Raw genomic sequence first — 15,521 nt, 5'->3', positions numbered from 1 at the left:
TGCAGATGCGCAAGATACTCGTCGTCGGCGCCGGCCAGTCCGGTCTCCAGCTCGCCCTCGGACTCCAGGCGAAGGGGTACGAGGTCACCCTCATGTCCAACCGGACGGCGGACGAGATCCGCACCGGCCGGGTCATGTCCACCCAGTGCATGTTCGACACGGCGCTCCAGCACGAGCGGGACCTGAAGCTCGACTTCTGGGAGCAGCAGGCGCCGAAGATCGAGGGACTGGGCGTCTCGGTCTCCGCCCCCGACAGCAGCCGCGCCGTCGACTGGCTCGGCAAGCTGAAGGGCTTCGCCCAGTCCGTCGACCAGCGCGTGAAGATGGCCGGCTGGCTCGACACCTTCGCGCAGCGCGGCGGCCAGCTGGTCATCCACGGGGCGTCCGTCTCCGACCTGGACTTCTTCTCCCGTACGTACGACCTCGTGCTGGTCGCGGCCGGCAAGGGCGAGCTGGTCTCGCTGTTCGGCCGGGACGCGGCCCGCTCGCCGTACGACGCCCCGCAGCGCGCGCTCGCCGTCTCGTACGTGCACGGGCTGGCTCCGCGCCCCGAGCACCCGGAGACGGACGCCGTGCGCTGCAACCTGGTCCCGGGCGTCGGCGAGCTGTTCGTGATCCCGACGCTGACCACCTCCGGGCGGGCCGACATCCTGTTCTGGGAGGGCATCCCGGGCGGGCCGGTCGATGTCTTCGGCGGGGTGAAGGACCCGGCGGACCACCTCGCGCTGACGCTGGACCTGATGGAGAAGTTCACGCCCTGGGAGTACGCGCGGGCGACGAAGGTGGAGCTGACGGACGCGGGCGCCACGCTCGCCGGGCGGTACGCCCCCGTCGTCCGCAACCCCATCGGCCGGCTGCCCGGCGGCGGGCTGGTGCTGGGCGTGGCGGACGTGGTCGTCGCGAACGACCCGATCACCGGCCAGGGTTCGAACTCGGCCGCCAAGTGCGCGGCCTCGTACCTCTCCTCGATCCTCATGCACGGGGACAACCCGTTCGACGAGGCGTGGATGAAGGCGACCTTCGACAAGTACTGGTTCACCAGCGGCAAGCCCACCACCCAGTGGACGAACGCCATGCTCGGCGTCCCGCCGGAGCACGTGCTGAACCTGATCGGTGCGGCCGGCCAGCTCCAGCCGGTGGCGGACCGTTTCGCCAACGGCTTCGACAACCCGGCCGACTTCGACGCGTACTTCTACGACCCCGAGGACGCGGCGGACTACCTGGCCGAGGTGGCGGGCGCCCCGGACGCCGCGGGCGCCCCGGACGCCGCGGGCGCCCCGGCCTCCGCGTAACCCGTGTCGTCCCCCGCCGTCGCGCCCTCGGGCAGCGGCGGCGGGCTGAAGGCGGCCAGCGGCGCCCCGTCGGGGTCCGGCCGTACCGCGCCGAGCAGCGGGTTCGCGGCGATCGGCGAGACCTTCACCTTCGCGCCCGGCCGGGGCGCCTGGATGACCTTGCCGTCGCCGACGTACAGGGCCACGTGGGTGGCGGTCGGGAAGTACACCACCAGGTCGCCGGGGCGCAGTTCGTCGAGCGGCACCCTGGGCAGCCGGGCCCACTGCTCCTGACTGGTCCGGGGGATCTCGCGGCCCGCGTGCGCCCAGGCCTGCGAGGTCAGCCCGGAACAGTCGAAGGAGGCCGGCCCCTCCGCGCCCCACACGTACGGCTTCCCGATCTGGGCGGCCGCGTACGTGAGGGCCGTGCCGCCGGCCGCCGTGGGGGTGCGCAGCCGGGGCGCGCCGCCGCTGCCCAGCTTCCCCGAACCGATCAGCTCCCGCTGCGCGCCGGCGGTGTCCTCGGCTTCCCGCGCGTCGAGCTCGGTGAGCTGGGCGGGGCTGAGCGAGGCCAGCATCCGCTCGACCTCCCCCAGTTGCGCGGCGGCCTCCTCCTTGCGCTGCTTGGTCTCGGCGGCCAGCTTCTGCTCGGAGTCCAGGGCCTTGCGGGCGGCGGTGGCCAGGGTGTCGGCCTGCTTCTCGCCCCGGGTGAGCCGCTCCAGCGCGGCGGCCCGACGGGCCCCCTCGCGCTCCGCGACCCGGCGCTGCTCCAGGGCCCCCTGCGGGTCCCCGGCGAACAGCATCCGGGCGTACGGGGAGAACCCGCGGGCCCCCTTGTACTGCTCGCGCGCCAGCCGGCCCGTGGTGGCCTGGGCGTCGGTGACGGCGCTACGGGCCTTGCCGAGCTCGGTGCTGAGCCGGCTCTCCTCACGCTGCCGGGCGGTGAGGGCGGCCTCGGCGGCGTTGTAGGCCTCGGTGGCCTGCTCGGCACGCTGGTAGAGGCCTTGCAGGCGGGTGAGGAGGACGCCGACGGGTTCGGCGGGTGCGGCGGCCGGGGCTTCGGGCGCCGCGGGCACCTCGGGTGCTGCCGGTGCCTCGGGCGCCCCCGGCGTCTCCGGTGTTCCCGGGGCGGTGGGGGCGGCGGGCTCGGCGTGGGCGACGGGGAGCGGGCCGGCCGTGACGAGGGCGGCGGCTAGGCACGCGGCGCGAAGCAGCCGACGGGTGCGTCGACGTGACATGGGGTCACCTCCAGGCGGCCGATGCTGCCATGCCCGGTATGACAAATCGCCCAACCGGGGCGGCCGGGCCGCTCCGCTCACCCGGTCGGCGTACGGCCGCCGGCCGGACCCGATGAAACGCCCGAGGCGCCTTCGGCCAAGTACGGGGTGAGGGGGCCGGGTCGACCGTCTCCCTCGGCGGGCCGGCGCGGTGAACGGCCGGATCAGCCGGCCAGCAGGCGGGCCTTGGCCGCCGAGAACTCCTCCGGGGTGAGCAGGCCTTCGCGGGCCAGCGCCGCCAGTTGGGTCAGCCGGTCGGTCAGGTCGGCCCCGGGGGAGACCGGTCCGGGAGCACCCGGTCCGGGGTGCGGAGCCGGGCGGCCGCCCGCGGGCTCCCGGCGGTCGGAGGGGGCCGCCGGGAGCTTCGGGGGCTTCGGGGGCGAGGGGGCCGGGCTCGGTACCGAGCCGGCCGGGCTCGGTACCGAGTCCGCGCCGGGGGCCGGGGTCGAGGCCGCGGCCATGCCGCCCTGCGGCTGCGCCGGCGTCGCCGCCCCGCGCTGGGCCGCCTCCCAGACGTAGGCCCCGCGCGCCAGGATTCCGCGCAGCAGGGGATGGCCCGAGGGGCGCTGGGAGGGGTTCACCACGGAGCCGATGGGGCGGATGAACATCAGGCCACCCCCAGCCGGTCGGCCGGGAGGCGGACCGCTCCGGCGATCCGGCCGCCCGCCGCGCGGACGGCGACGGCGGCGTCCTCGGCCCAGACGTGCTCGACGACCAGGAGGAGCGCGCAGCTGCCGCGGTCCATCAGTTCGGCCGATTCCCTGACGTCCTCGGGGCCGATCAGCGGGGCCGCCTCCCGGTGGGCGAGCAGCCCCCGGAGTTCGACGAACTCGTCGAACTCCGCCGACAGCACGTCGCCGGACGCCGTCTTGGTGGCCACCAGCCCGTCGATCAGCCGCACGACCCCGGCCTTGCGCAGCCCCATCACCGCCTCGACCGCCGCGACCCGCAGCTGTTCTTCCGGAAAGGCCAGGACGATGAACTCCGCAGGTCCCATGAGAGGTGACTCCTGATCCGCTACTTCACTTCCGACCAGTTCTGACGACTCTTCGGCACACTATGACATAAGCGGACATACGGCCCGGCTCCTTGCTACGTTTCCCCGTATGACCGCTCTGACGGCGAAGGTGACGGAACCCGCCCCGCCACCGCCACCCGGCGCCCGTGCGCCCAAGCGTCGCGGAGTCGAGCTGTCGCTGCTCTTCGGCGCCGTCCTGATCGCCGTCCTCGGCCACCTCTACGTGGGACTCGCCACCACCGGCCACATCCCCGCGCCCGCCGCCCACTACGCCGCCGGCCTCGCCGTGGCAGCGCTCGTCGCCCACCTGGCCGTCCGCCTGTTCGCCCCGTACGCCGATCCGCTGCTGCTCCCGATCGCCGTCCTGCTCAACGGCCTCGGCCTCGTCCTCATCCAGCGCCTCGACGCCACCACCCCCACGAACGCCACCGCCGGCGAGCAACTGCGCTGGTCCGCGCTCGGGATGGTGCTCTTCGTGCTCGTGGTGGCGCTGCTGCGCGACCACCGGGTGCTGCAGAAGTACGCGTACCTCTCCGTCGCCGTGGCGCTCGCGCTGATGCTGGTGCCCGTCTTCTTCCCGGCCGTCAACGGCGCGCACATCTGGATCCGGTTCGCCGGGCTCTCCTTCCAGCCGGGGGAGTTCGCCAAGATCCTGCTCGCCGTCTTCTTCGCCTCCTACCTCGCGGCGAACCGCACCGCCCTGGCCCTCACCGGCCGCACCCTCTTCTGGAAGCTGAGGCTGCTGCCCGGCCGGGTGCTCGGCCCGATCCTCGCCATCTGGCTGCTCTCCGTCGGCGTGCTCGTCCTGGAGCGGGACCTGGGAACCTCGCTGCTCTTCTTCGGCCTCTTCGTGATCATGCTGTTCACGGCCACCGGCCGGATCGGCTGGATCGCCATCGGGCTGCTGCTCGCGGCCGTGGGCGCGTACGCCGTCGGGACGTTCGAACCGCACGTGAACAGCCGCGTGGACGACTGGCTGAATCCTTTCGCCTCCATCGAGCGCGGCGAAGGCCCCGGCCAGCTCGCCCAGTCGCTTTTCGCCTTCGGAGCCGGTGGACTGCTCGGCTCCGGGCTCGGCCACGGCCAGTCCTTCCTCATCGGGTTCGCCGCCAAATCGGACTTCATCCTGGCCACCGCCGGGGAGGAGCTCGGCCTCGTCGGCCTCACCGCGATCCTGCTCCTCTACGGGCTCCTCGTCGCCCGCGGATTCCGCGCCGGGCTGGCGCTGCGCGACCCCTTCGGCCGGCTCCTCGCCACCGGACTCGCCTCGATCGTCGCGCTCCAGGTGTTCGTCATCGCCGGCGGAGTCACCGGCCTGATCCCGCTGACCGGCATGGCCATGCCCTTCCTCGCCCAGGGAGGCTCCTCCGTGGTCACCAACTGGATCATCGTCGCCCTCCTGGTCCGGCTCAGCGACAGCGCCCGCAGGCCCGGACCGGCCGAGGAGGCCGAAGCGTGATCCGCTACATCCGCTGGTGCGCGTACTTCTGCGCCCTGCTGCTCGTCGCCCTGCTGGTCAACGTCGGCCGCGTGCAGGTCTGGGAGGCCGCGGGCTACGGCGCCAACCCGGCCAACAAGCGCCCCGCCATCGAGCGGTACGCCGAGCCGCGCGGGGACATCACCGTCGACGGCCGTCCCGTCACCGGCTCCCGGGACAGCCGCCAACTGCTGCGCTACGAGCGCACGTACAAGAACGGCCCGCTCTACGCGCCCGTCACCGGTTTCGCCTCCCAGACCTACGGGACCAGCTTCCTGGAGCGCGCCGAGGACCCGGTCCTCTCCGGCACCGACCCCGGGCTGTCGGCCTTCCCGCTCTGGTACGAGCTCTCGCGCGGCCGCCCCGGCGGCGGCGACGCCGCCACCACCATCCGGGCGAACATGCAGCTGGCCGCGTACGCCGGGCTCGCGGGCAAGCGGGGCGCGGTCGCCGCCGTGGAGCCGTCCACGGGCAAGATCCTCGCGCTGGTCAGCAGCCCCTCCTACGACCCCGCCGTGCTCTCCGGCACGGGGCCGAAGGTCAAGGAGGCCTGGGAGAAGCTCAACGCGGACCCCGCCAAGCCGATGCTCAACCGGGCGCTGCGCGAGACGTACCCGCCCGGCTCCACCTTCAAGATCGTGACGGCCGCCGCCGCCCTCGACGCGGGCGTGGTCGCCGACGTGGACGCGCCGACCGAGACCCCGGACCCGTACCCGCTGCCGAACACCAGCACCCTGCTGCCGAACGCGGGCACGGGCTGCGCCGACGCCTCGATGGCGGACGCCATCCAGTGGTCGTGCAACACGGTGATGGCGAAGATCGGCGTCCAGGTCGGGCTGCGCGGGATGACGGAAGCGGCGCGCCGGTTCGGCTTCAACGACGCGGGGCTGCGCGTGCCGGCCTGGGTGTCGCGGTCGAACTTCGACACGGACATGAGCCCCGACCAGCTGGCCCTGTCCTCGATCGGGCAGTTCAACACCAAGGCCACCCCGCTGCAGATGGCGATGGTGGCGGCGGCCGTCGCCAACGGCGGGGAGCTCAAGGCCCCCTACCTGGTGGACCGCACGACACAGGACGACGGCGACCCGGTCCGCCGTGCCGACCAGCGCAGCCTCGGCCGGGCCATGACCCCGCTGACCGCGATGCGGATGCAGGAGCTCATGGTGAAGGTGGTCGAGAGCGGCACCGGCCGCAACGCGGCGATCCCCGGCGCCGTGGTCGGCGGCAAGACCGGCACGGCCCAGCACGGCGTCGGCAACGCGGGCACCCCGTACGCCTGGTTCATCTCCTGGGCCGGACCCCGGGGCGGCAGGCCGCCGTCCGTGGCGGTCGCGGTGGTCGTCGAGGACGCCTCCGCCGTCCGCGGCGACATCAGCGGCAACCTCGCGGCCGCGCCGATCGCCCGCGCGGTGATGGAGGCGGCCCTGTCCGCCCGGTGAATCGGCCGCGCGGAGGGGCCCTCGCAGGGGTTGCCAATCTCCGCGGTCATGGGGAGAAACGCCTGGATAACCAGGTACTTGGGTGGGGCCGCCGTGACGTGCACGGTGCTGGCGCTGTGGTGGCTGGTGCTGGGTGCGGGCGTGTCGGTGTACCGGCCGGAGGTGATTGCCCTGGGGGCGGTGGCCCTGGCGCTGACCGCCGGGTGGGCGTGGTCGCAATCCCGGCCGGTCCCGATCGTGCCGCCCCGGGAGGCGGGCCCGGTGCCGGCGCCGCCCGCGCGGCTGCCCGGGAAGCCGGAATCCCGCTTCTTCTGGTGGCTGAAGGTCGCGGTGCTGATCTTCCCGGCCGCTGCCGCCGTCGGCACGCTGGCGGCCCGGACGGAAGGGGGCGACCTGCGACGGATCGCGGCGATCCAGGAGGCCGGTGCAGAGGTGGCCCAGGGCCGGATCGTCGAGGTCCACCGGCTGGAGGCCCTCGACAGCAGGATTCCGGTCGTGGACGGTGACGTGACGGTCGAAGTGCCCCTCCGCTCCCCGGGCGGCGGCATCGTGGGCAAGGGGCGGGTCGAGGTGGTGGACGGGTTCCTCGGGCGGCAGGCGGACCTGGTCGCGGCGGAACGGTTCGGCAGGCCTCTCGGTGATCCCGGGGCGTCCGCCGCGGCCGTCCCGGTGCTGTACGCCCCGACCGCGCCCGAACTCGGCGGCTACGTGAACAAGCGCGACGACCTCGGCCGGTACCTGGAGACGGGCTCCGTGTTCGCGCTCGTCCCGCCCAACACGGGCGGCAAGATCGTCCTGGCCTGTGGTGGGGGCGCGCTGCTCCTCTGGGGACTGGCCCTCCTTCCGCGCCGACGGGTCAACGCGGCCGCCGCCACGCTCCGGGAGGACGCGAGCGGCGGGGCGGCGCTGCCCGCCGTGCGGGCCCGGATCACCGCGGCCCGGCGGGACGACCACACCTCGCTCGGAGACGAGGACGGCACGGTCCGCGTGACATCGGGCCGCGGGCTGCTCTTCGCGCTGGAGGACGGTTCCGAGGTGCTGATCGACGCCGGAACGAACCGCAAGATCGGCCTCTTCGCGGCGCGCGCGGGGGACCGGCCGGGCTGGCTGATCGGCGCCCGGAACTGGCGCCTGATCAGGAACCGGCAGCCGGTCGTCTTCGTCACCGACGAGGGCGAGGGGGCGTGGCTGCGGATGGACCGCGAGGACTTCGAGCGGGTCATCGCGCCCGCCGCTCCCGTGCAACCCGACCCGGAGCGCCGTACGGTGCTCTCGCCCGCGCTCTCCGCCCTGCTGCCCGGAGCCGTGTGGCCCTCGTTCGGCGGCTTGTCACTGTCCTACGGGCTGGTCGTCCTGGTGCTGACCGTCCCGATGCCCTGGGTCGCGTCGCTGGGGGTGACAGCGCTCTCCACCGCCCTGGCCGTGGCCGCACCCCTGGTGATGACGAGGCGCGACGACGAGCTCGCGGCCCGGGCCGGCCGCTGGGAGGTCCACGAAACCCGCGACCCGGAACTGGGGCCTGCCTGACCGGCCGCACGACCCGACCGCCCGCCTGCCCGCTTGCCCGCCTGCCCGCCGGTTCCGGCCCGGAACGGTCTCCGGTCCGGGCCCGGCCGGGGCGCGCCCTGTCCGCCCCCGCCCTACCCGCCCGCGCCCTCCGCGATGGTCTCCGTCACCTCCGCCACCCGCTGCTCCTCCTCCGCCGCGAAGCGCTCCCGGTCGAGGGCCTCGGCGATCTCCTCGTCCTGGCTCATCAGCAGGTCCAGGTTGGAGTTGCCCATCTCGAAGACGCCCATGTCCAGGTACGCCTTCTGGAGCCGCTCGCCCCACAGCCCGATGTCCTTCACGCACGGCACGATCCGGCTGAACAGCAGCTTGCGGAAGAGCGCCAGGAACTCGGAGCGCTCGCTGAACTCCTCCGCCTCGGCGCGCGAGATGCCGAAGTTCTCCAGCACCTCCACCCCGCGCAGCCGGTCCCGCATCAGGTAGCAGCCCTCGATCACGAACTCCTCGCGCTCGCGCAGCTCGGCGTCCGACAACTGCTTGTAGTAGTCGCGCAGGGCCATCCGCCCGAACGCCACGTGCCGTGCCTCGTCCTGCATCACGTAGGCCAGGATCTGCTTGGGCAGCGGCTTGTTCGTGGTGTCGCGGATCATCCCGAAGGCGGCCAGCGCCAGCCCCTCGATGAGCACCTGCATGCCCAGGTACGGCATGTCCCAGCGGGAATCGCGCAAGGTGTCGCCGAGCAGGCCCTGGAGGCTGTCGTTGATCGGGTAGAGCATCCCGATCTTCTCGTGCAGGAACCGTCCGAATATCTCCGCGTGGCGGGCCTCGTCCATGGTCTGGGTGGCGGAGTAGAACTTCGCGTCCAGGTCCGGCACCGACTCGACGATGCGCGCCGCGCACACCATCGCGCCCTGCTCGCCGTGCAGGAACTGGCTGAAGTTCCATGCGCTGTAGTGCCGGCGCAGCTCGCCGCGGTCCCGTTCCGTGAGCTTGGCCCAGTGCAGGGTGCCGTGCAGCGGAAGCGCCTCGTCCGGGGTGCCCAGGGGATCGTACGGATCCACCTCGATGTCCCAGTCGATGCGCTTGGCGCCGTCCCACTGCTTGTCCTTGCCCTTCTGGTACAGGGCCAGCAGCCGCTCGCGGCCGCCGTCGTACTCCCAGCTGAAACGGGCGTTGCCGGAGGCGGGGACCGGCCAGACGGTCTCACCCGGATCGTTGGTGTAGAGCTCGTGCGTCGACACTGACGCCCCCTCGTCTCACGTAACCGCGTACTTGCGTGTACTTGCGTGTACTTCCGTACGGGACCGGACAGTTGGCAGCGTCACACGTTGGTAGACGCGCGGTCAACAAGTCGGGTGCGGGGGATTGACGGCCTTGCTGACAAGCAGTCTCATAAGAGGTGACCGCCGGTAACTCGACGACGAGGTGTCCGAAGCCATGACCACCGTGACCGAACGAGCCGAGCTCCGCGACGCCCTCGGCCTGCTCAAGGACCGCGAGCAGATCGCCGAGCGGCTGCTCGAATCCTCGGCGAAGCACTCCTTCGACCCCGACAAGGAACTCGACTGGGACGCCCCGCCCATCGACGGCAAGTACTACTGGCCGCCCGAGCTGCTCTCCCTCTTCGACACCCCGCTGTGGAAGAAGATGGGCGAGGAGCAGCGCATCGAACTCTCCCGCCACGAGGCGGCCGCCCTCGGCTCGCTCGGCATCTGGTTCGAGATCATCCTCATGCAGCTCCTGGTCCGGCACGTCTACGACAAGTCCCTGACCAGCAATCACGTCCGGTACGCGCTCACCGAGATAGCCGACGAGTGCCGCCACTCGATGATGTTCGCCCGCATGATCAAGACGGGCGGAGCACCCGAATACCCGGTCTCCCGCACCAACCACAACCTCGCCCGCATCCTGAAGACCATCTCCACCACCCCCGGCTCCTTCGCCTGCACCCTCCTCGGCGAGGAGATCCTCGACTGGATGCAGCGCCTGACCTTCCCGGACGAGCGCATCCAGCCCCTCGTGCGCGGAGTCACCCGCATCCACGTCATCGAAGAGGCGCGCCACGTCCGCTACGCCCGCGAGGAGCTGCGCCGCCAGATGCTCACCGCCCCGCGCTGGGAGCAGGAACTCACCCGCGTCAGCTGCGGCCAGGCCGCCCGCGTCTTCTCGCAGGCCTTCGTGAACCCCCAGGTCTACGACAACATCGGCCTCGACCGGCACGAAGCGCTCGCCCAGGTCAAGGCGAGCGGCCACCGCCGGGAGGTCATGCAGACCGGAGCCAAGCGGCTCACCGACTTCCTGGACGACATCGGCGTGATGCAAGGGGTCGGCCGCAAGCTCTGGAAGAGCTCGGGCCTCCTCGCCTGAACACCCCTCACCTCGGGGTGCGGCTACCCTGCGGACATGACAGCCGTACGGGCGTACCGCAGGTTGAGCGTCGAGGAGCGGCGGGCCCAGCTCCTCGACGCGGCCCTGACGTTGTTCGCGCACCGGGCGCCGGAGGAGGTCTCGCTGGACGACGTGGCCGAGGCCGCCGGCGTCTCGCGCCCCCTCGTCTACCGCTACTTCCCGGGCGGCAAACAGCAGCTCTACGAGGCCGCCCTGCGCTCGGCGGCCGACGTGCTGCGGCTCTGCTTCGCCGAACCCCAGGCCGGCCCCCTGACCCAGCGGCTCTCCCGGGTCCTGGACCGGTACCTGGCCTTCGTCGACGAACACGACGCAGGCTTCTCCGCCCTCCTCCAGGGCGGCAGCGTGGTCGAAACCTCCCGCACCACCGCCACCGTCGACGGCATCCGCCGGGCCGCCGCCGAGGCGATCCTCTTCCACCTCGGCGTACCGGCCCCCGGCCCGCGCCTGAGCATGATGGTGCGCACGTGGATCACGGCGGTCGAGGCCGCCTCGCTGATCTGGATCGACGAGGGCAAACAGCCGGAGATCGACTCGCTCCGGGACTGGCTGGTCGACCAGTTCATCGCCCTGCTCGCGGCCACGGCCGCCACCGACCCGGAAACGGCCGCCGCGGCCCGTGCCGCGCTCGCGCTCGAATCAGCGGACGGTCCGGTGGGGGTACTGGCCCGCCGGGTGATCCCGGTGGTCTCCGAGGCGGCCCACCTGCTGTGACCCCTGAAAGCCGTGAGCTCCGAGAAGCTGTGAGCTCCGAGGAGATGTGACGTCCGAGAAGCTGTGAGACTGGAACGGTGAGAAGCCAACCCACCCCCTTCGAGGGCGGCCCGATGGACGGCCGGACCCTCCCGATCCTCCTCGGCCCGACCGGCCACCCGTCCAAGTGGTACGAGATCCCGGTCCCGGCCCCGGACGGCGGCGCCCCCACGGTGCTGCTCTACGAGCGGGTCCCCGCGGGGTACTCCAAGCGCCTCGGTCTCCAGAAGGGCTGGAAGTACGTCTACGCCCCGGGCGGCCAGAAGCCGAAGCTCCGCTGGCCCTGGACCAAGCCGACCCCGCCGGCGGCGTGAGGGCCGGGTCCCGCCCGGCCCGGCCGCGCCGGGGGAGTGACCCGGGGGCGTCACACCACGCCAGCCGGGCGTCACACCACGCCAGCCGGGCGTCACCTCACGGCAGCCGGGCCTCGACCAGGGTCAGTACGGCCTCCGCTCCGCCCCCACCGTCCGCCGCCTGCCGGAACACCAGCCCGGCCCCGATGACCTCCGCCTGTCCCACCGCGATCGTCAGCCCCAGCCCGTGTCCCTTGCTCCCGCCCCCGGTGCGGAATCGCTGGGGCCCGTGGGACACGAGGTACTCGGGATAGCCGTCGCCGTGGTCCCGTACCGTCACCACCGGCCCGTCTACCGTCACGACCACCGGCGCCCGCCCGTGCTTGTGGGCGTTGGCGACCAGGTTCCCCAGGACCCGCTCCAGGCGCCGCCGGTCCGTCTCCACGTGCGCGTCCCGCACCACGACGACCTCCGTGTCCGTCCCCGACGCCCGCACCACCCGCCGCGCGAGACGCCCGAGCTGGTGCAGGTCCGTCTCCACCACCTCGCTGCCCGAGTCGAGCCGGGAGATCTCCAGCAGGTCCTCCGTCAGCTGCCGCATCGTGCGCACCCGCTCCTGCACGAGCTCCGTCGCCCGCCCCTCCGGCAGCAGTTCCGACGCCGCCTGCAGACCGGTCAGCGGGGTGCGCAGCTCGTGCGCGACGTCCGCCGTGAACCGCTGCTCCCGCTGGAGCTTCGTCTGCAGGCTGCCCGCCATCGTGTCCAGGGCCGCCGCCACCGTCGCCACCTCGTCCTGGTGCCGCGAGGGGTCCTTCGTCCGGGGGTCCCGGACCCGTGCGTCCAGGTCGCCCTGGGTGATCCGGCGGGCCACCGTCGCCGTCTGGTGCAGCCGCCGCGTCACCCGGGTCACGGCGAAGGCCCCCACCAGCAGCGTCCCTCCGATGGCCAGGACCGACGATCCGATGATCGCGTTGTCCAGCCCGCTGATCGTCCGCGCGCTCTGCCCGTAGTCGACGGCCGCGGCCAGTGCCTTCCCGTCGGCCGGGGCCGCCGCCCACATCAGCTGCCGGCCCTCGTGCTCCGCCACGAGCGTCCCGCGCTGTCCGGCGATGGCCAGCGTGCGCAGCCCGTCCGGCAGTCCGGCCGGATCCAGCCCGGACCCCGGCGGCAGCATCTCGCCGGCCTCGTAGGCGCGCGAGGCGTCGGTCAGTTTGGCGAGGGCCTTCTCGCGGGCCGTCGCGACGGTCTGCCCGGTCACCTCCACGTGCACGAGCACACCCAGCACCGCCGCGAGGGAGCAGCACATCAGCACGATGAAGCACGCCGACTTCCAGGTCAGCGTGGCCGTCCACGAGGGCGGCCGGAGCCTCACGGCGACGCCCCCGCCGAGCCGGGGCCCGGGGACGGTCCCGGGGCGCGGCTCGGGCCGGTGCCGGGCACGCGGACGATCTGCTCCCACGTCGGCAGCATCGAGCGCTGCGTCGGGTCCCAGGACCAGGTGGTGTTCACCTCGTAGCCCGCGTTGCCGCTCGGGACCCGCAGGATCACGTCCCGTCCGGCGAGCTCGACGCTGATGACGGTGTCGGTGGTGGCCATGATCCGGTTGAGCCGGCCCTGGGTGTCCGCCGTGTACACGCGCACGGACATCTGCTGGTCGGGGTACTCGATGCCGACGATCAGCTCCTCCTTGCCGTTGCCGGTGAGGTCCCGGTAGTACGGCGTCAGCACCGGGCACTTCTTCGGATCGGCCCCGTCCGCCCCGCACGCCTCGATCGCGGCGATGGTCTCCGGAGGCATCCCGTCGGGACCGGTCTGGACGTTCGGGTGGGCCCGCAGCTCGGCCTGCACCAGGGCCGCCGGGTCGATCCCGTGCACGTTCTGGTCCTGGACGGGCGCGATCCCGGGTACGTACTCGGGCGGCGCGCCCCCCGGATCGGCGGGCGGTACGACGGCCCCCGCGCGCCCCGGCCACAGATGTACGGGCCCGCTCGCGGTCGGGGTCGCCCCGGCGCCGACCAGCCCGCCGGTGTCACCGCAGGCGCTCGCCAGCGGCAGCAGCAGCGCGGCCGCCAGGGCGGCCCGCAGACCGCCACGGACAGGCCGGCGCCGGCGTCGGGGACCGTGCGGGGAGGGAACGGATCCGGATCCGATCAACCGCCGACCCTCCTCTCCCATGAGCGTGTGCCCGTCCACAGTAGGCAGAGCCGCATCGTTTCTGCCCGCCTGCCGGGGCCTGTCCAGGGCCGGAGGGCCACCTTGCCGACGGGGTGGGAAGCGGTGCGCCTACGCGTCCGTACGCCCGCGGCGCACCATCGCGAAGCCCAGCCCGGCGGCGCCGATCGCCGCGATCCCGCCGCCCGCGGCGAGCAGCAGCATGCCGTCGCCCGGGCCGTCGGCCAGCGTGTGCAGGCCCAGCGCCTCGACGGTCCCCGCCGCACCCGAGCGCGAGGGGGCGACGGCGGGGACGACCCGGCCGTCCCGGCTCGCGGTCTTGTGCCCGGCCGTGCCGCGGCCGGCGTTCCCCGCATCGCCGAGGCCCTCGGCCCCGGCCCCGTCCTCGGCCACGCTCCCGGCCCAGGAACTGAGCCGGCCGTCGGACCGCAGCGCGAGGTGCATCGTCCCGGCGTCGCCGAAGCCGGTGCCGCCGTCGCGGCTGGTCAAGGTGGCCGCCGTGGAGCCGTCGGGATTGAGGACCTCGGCCTGGTAGGCGCCCTTGGCCACGCGGTACACCTTCGCGGTGGAGACGCCGTCCGCGAGGGACAGGGTCTTGACCAGGGTCCGCTGGACGCTCACGCCCTGCACGGAGGAAGCCGGCGGAATCCCGTCGGCGAGCGCGGCCGCCGCGGGGAACGCCAGCAGGGTGCCGGCACCCACGGCCACGGCGGCGGCGCGTACGAGCGTGCGGCGGCTGTGGCTCACGGTGTTCACGGGAGGTCCTTCGGTGCAGGTCAGGCCCTGGGCTGTCCAGGTGGGATAAACGTATGCACCGGCCGTTGCGGTAACCCGTTGCTTCTGTAACAGCCATGCCTCAGCGACCCGGCGGAGTCGTTACACGCCAAGGGCCGCACGGCACGCGCCGCGGACCGACCCCACCGGGGGATTGCCGCGGGCCGCCGGGGCTGCTCCCATGGACGCCGGGGGTGAGGACCATGTCTTCGAGGGGACTGAAGGTACTGCCGAGCGGCCGGCCGGGCCGCGGCCGGCTGTACGTGAACCTGCCCGACGGCCGGGCGGTGGCCTGGTACGACCGGCGGGCCAACCGGATCAGCGTGCTGGCGGACGAGCGCCGCGAGGAGATCCTCACGGCCTTACGCCCCTACCTCACCGGAACCGTCGCCATCGGCCCGCCACCCGTCCCCACGGCCGAGGACCTGCTGCGCCTGTCCCTCCCGCCCGACGAGGACCTGGCCCCGAACCGCCCGGGGGAGGCACACCTCGGCGCCCTCACGTACGGCACCGCGGGCACCCGCGCCCGGCACCGGCTCCGGCAAGAGCTCACGGTGAGGCAGCGGATGGGCGACGTACTGGACACCCTGGCGGAGTCGGAGGACTGGCGGGTCCTGCACTCGATCCACGCCATCGCGGACCACCTGCTCATCGGCCCGCCCGGCGTCTTCTGCATCCGCACGGTCCAGGGCCGCCGCCAGCGCGCGGTGATCGGCGACCTCCTCCTCACGGTGGGCCGCGCCGACCCCACCCCGGACCCCCGCGAAGCCCGCCGCGCGGCGGCGTACGCGACCCGCGCCCTCTCCACCCCGGTGACCCCGGTCCTGGCGGTGGTCGACGCGACCCGGCTGGAGATCGCCCCCACCCTCAGAGACGTCCGCATCCTCACCCCGGCCACCACCTCAACGTTCCTGACGAACACCCCCACCACCCTCAAACCCCCGGACGTAGAAGCCCTCTTCACCAAGGCCAGAGACCGCAGAACCTGGCACTAGCCACCCTCCCCAGCCATCCGCATCCAAGACCCGGGGGCGCAGCCGATCCAGCCGTCCGGCGTTTGAGGACCGGGGTCTGGGGCGGAGCCCCAGAGGGGTCCGGGCGCAGCCCGGCACCCCCTCCAGCCCGTCCGACGCCC

Annotated in this window: 15 protein-coding genes; 8 read left to right on the top strand and 7 right to left on the bottom strand. The window is 73.2% G+C overall.

Annotated features, from left to right (window positions below):
• Positions 1–5 precede the first annotated feature (5 nt).
• Positions 6–1,292 carry a styrene monooxygenase/indole monooxygenase family protein gene (locus OHA37_RS12175; RefSeq protein WP_266904529.1) on the top strand — a complete coding sequence of 429 codons (1,287 nt, stop codon included), beginning with the start codon at positions 6–8 and terminating at the stop codon, positions 1,290–1,292.
• On the opposite strand, the gene OHA37_RS12170 is transcribed toward OHA37_RS12175, so the two are convergent.
• From OHA37_RS12170 to OHA37_RS12160, 3 genes are all read right to left on the bottom strand, one after another.
• Entirely contained in the window at positions 1,217–2,509 is a 1,293-nt protein-coding gene (locus tag OHA37_RS12170) for a C40 family peptidase (protein WP_266904527.1), read from the bottom strand. The two genes, OHA37_RS12175 and OHA37_RS12170, sit on opposite strands and share 76 nt — an antisense overlap.
• 203 nt (positions 2,510–2,712) lie before the next feature.
• The gene (locus OHA37_RS12165) at positions 2,713–3,156 is read right to left on the bottom strand and encodes an SHOCT domain-containing protein (protein ID WP_266904525.1); all 444 of its coding nucleotides are present in this window, start codon (positions 3,154–3,156) and stop codon (positions 2,713–2,715) included.
• Positions 3,156–3,545: a DUF6325 family protein gene (locus OHA37_RS12160; RefSeq protein WP_266904523.1), complete on the bottom strand. Its 390-nt coding sequence runs from the start codon at positions 3,543–3,545 to the stop codon at positions 3,156–3,158. Before OHA37_RS12160 ends, OHA37_RS12165 begins: the two co-directional genes overlap by 1 nt.
• Positions 3,546–3,654: 109 nt before the next feature.
• Here OHA37_RS12160 and OHA37_RS12155 point away from each other — a divergent pair, with 109 nt between their 5' ends.
• The 3 genes from OHA37_RS12155 (at position 3,655) to OHA37_RS12145 (ending at position 8,009) form a co-directional block, all read left to right on the top strand.
• Positions 3,655–5,025, top strand: a complete 1,371-nt coding sequence (locus tag OHA37_RS12155; protein WP_266904521.1) for an FtsW/RodA/SpoVE family cell cycle protein — start codon at positions 3,655–3,657, stop codon at positions 5,023–5,025.
• Entirely contained in the window at positions 5,022–6,482 is a 1,461-nt protein-coding gene (locus tag OHA37_RS12150; RefSeq protein WP_266904519.1) for a penicillin-binding transpeptidase domain-containing protein, read from the top strand. The genes OHA37_RS12155 and OHA37_RS12150 overlap by 4 nt, the downstream gene beginning before the upstream one ends.
• Positions 6,483–6,575: 93 nt before the next feature.
• Positions 6,576–8,009, top strand: coding sequence for a hypothetical protein (locus OHA37_RS12145; RefSeq protein WP_266904517.1), 1,434 nt, complete (start codon positions 6,576–6,578; stop codon positions 8,007–8,009).
• 113 nt (positions 8,010–8,122) lie between these two features.
• Here OHA37_RS12145 and OHA37_RS12140 read toward each other — a convergent pair whose 3' ends face one another.
• Positions 8,123–9,229, bottom strand: a complete 1,107-nt coding sequence (locus OHA37_RS12140; RefSeq protein WP_266904515.1) for a ferritin-like domain-containing protein — start codon at positions 9,227–9,229, stop codon at positions 8,123–8,125.
• Positions 9,230–9,425: 196 nt separating this feature from the next.
• Here OHA37_RS12140 and OHA37_RS12135 point away from each other — a divergent pair, with 196 nt between their 5' ends.
• The 3 genes from OHA37_RS12135 to OHA37_RS12125 all read left to right on the top strand — a co-directional run bounded on the left by OHA37_RS12135 (position 9,426) and on the right by OHA37_RS12125 (position 11,461).
• Positions 9,426–10,355 (top strand): AurF N-oxygenase family protein, encoded by a 930-nt coding sequence (locus OHA37_RS12135; RefSeq protein WP_266904513.1) that lies wholly within the window; start codon positions 9,426–9,428, stop codon positions 10,353–10,355.
• A gap of 36 nt (positions 10,356–10,391) precedes the next feature.
• On the top strand, positions 10,392–11,108 hold the full coding sequence (locus tag OHA37_RS12130) for a TetR/AcrR family transcriptional regulator (RefSeq protein ID WP_266904511.1): 717 nt from the start codon (positions 10,392–10,394) through the stop codon (positions 11,106–11,108).
• Between the two features lie 77 nt (positions 11,109–11,185).
• The gene (locus OHA37_RS12125; protein WP_266904509.1) at positions 11,186–11,461 is read left to right on the top strand and encodes a hypothetical protein; all 276 of its coding nucleotides are present in this window, start codon (positions 11,186–11,188) and stop codon (positions 11,459–11,461) included.
• Between the two features lie 97 nt (positions 11,462–11,558).
• Here the strand turns inward: OHA37_RS12125 and OHA37_RS12120 are convergent, their stop codons facing one another.
• From OHA37_RS12120 to OHA37_RS12110, 3 genes are all read right to left on the bottom strand, one after another.
• The gene (locus OHA37_RS12120) at positions 11,559–12,812 is read right to left on the bottom strand and encodes a sensor histidine kinase (protein WP_266904507.1); all 1,254 of its coding nucleotides are present in this window, start codon (positions 12,810–12,812) and stop codon (positions 11,559–11,561) included.
• A complete protein-coding gene (locus OHA37_RS12115; protein ID WP_266904505.1) occupies positions 12,809–13,594 on the bottom strand; it encodes a hypothetical protein in 786 nt (261 codons plus the stop codon). Before OHA37_RS12115 ends, OHA37_RS12120 begins: the two co-directional genes overlap by 4 nt.
• 129 nt (positions 13,595–13,723) lie before the next feature.
• On the bottom strand, positions 13,724–14,368 hold the full coding sequence (locus OHA37_RS12110; RefSeq protein WP_266904503.1) for a hypothetical protein: 645 nt from the start codon (positions 14,366–14,368) through the stop codon (positions 13,724–13,726).
• Positions 14,369–14,589: 221 nt separating this feature from the next.
• Here OHA37_RS12110 and OHA37_RS12105 point away from each other — a divergent pair, with 221 nt between their 5' ends.
• Positions 14,590–15,381, top strand: coding sequence for a nuclease-related domain-containing protein (locus OHA37_RS12105; protein ID WP_266904501.1), 792 nt, complete (start codon positions 14,590–14,592; stop codon positions 15,379–15,381).
• Positions 15,382–15,521: the final 140 nt, after the last annotated feature.

It is taken from the genome of Streptomyces sp. NBC_00335 (genome assembly GCF_036127095.1).
Lineage (GTDB): Bacteria > Actinomycetota > Actinomycetes > Streptomycetales > Streptomycetaceae > Streptomyces.
Note: the sequence above shows the minus strand (reverse complement) of the source record. Positions and strands in the feature narration are given on the sequence as shown.

Coding starts and splice junctions, on each gene's coding strand:
- OHA37_RS12130 (WP_266904511.1), top strand. CDS start 10,392: ATGACAGCCGTACGGGCGTACCGCAGGTTGAGCGTCGAGGAGCGGCGG.
- OHA37_RS12165 (WP_266904525.1), bottom strand. CDS start 3,156: ATGTTCATCCGCCCCATCGGCTCCGTGGTGAACCCCTCCCAGCGCCCC.
- OHA37_RS12105 (WP_266904501.1), top strand. CDS start 14,590: ATGTCTTCGAGGGGACTGAAGGTACTGCCGAGCGGCCGGCCGGGCCGC.
- OHA37_RS12175 (WP_266904529.1), top strand. CDS start 6: ATGCGCAAGATACTCGTCGTCGGCGCCGGCCAGTCCGGTCTCCAGCTC.
- OHA37_RS12170 (WP_266904527.1), bottom strand. CDS start 2,509: ATGTCACGTCGACGCACCCGTCGGCTGCTTCGCGCCGCGTGCCTAGCC.
- OHA37_RS12160 (WP_266904523.1), bottom strand. CDS start 3,545: ATGGGACCTGCGGAGTTCATCGTCCTGGCCTTTCCGGAAGAACAGCTG.
- OHA37_RS12135 (WP_266904513.1), top strand. CDS start 9,426: ATGACCACCGTGACCGAACGAGCCGAGCTCCGCGACGCCCTCGGCCTG.
- OHA37_RS12155 (WP_266904521.1), top strand. CDS start 3,655: ATGACCGCTCTGACGGCGAAGGTGACGGAACCCGCCCCGCCACCGCCA.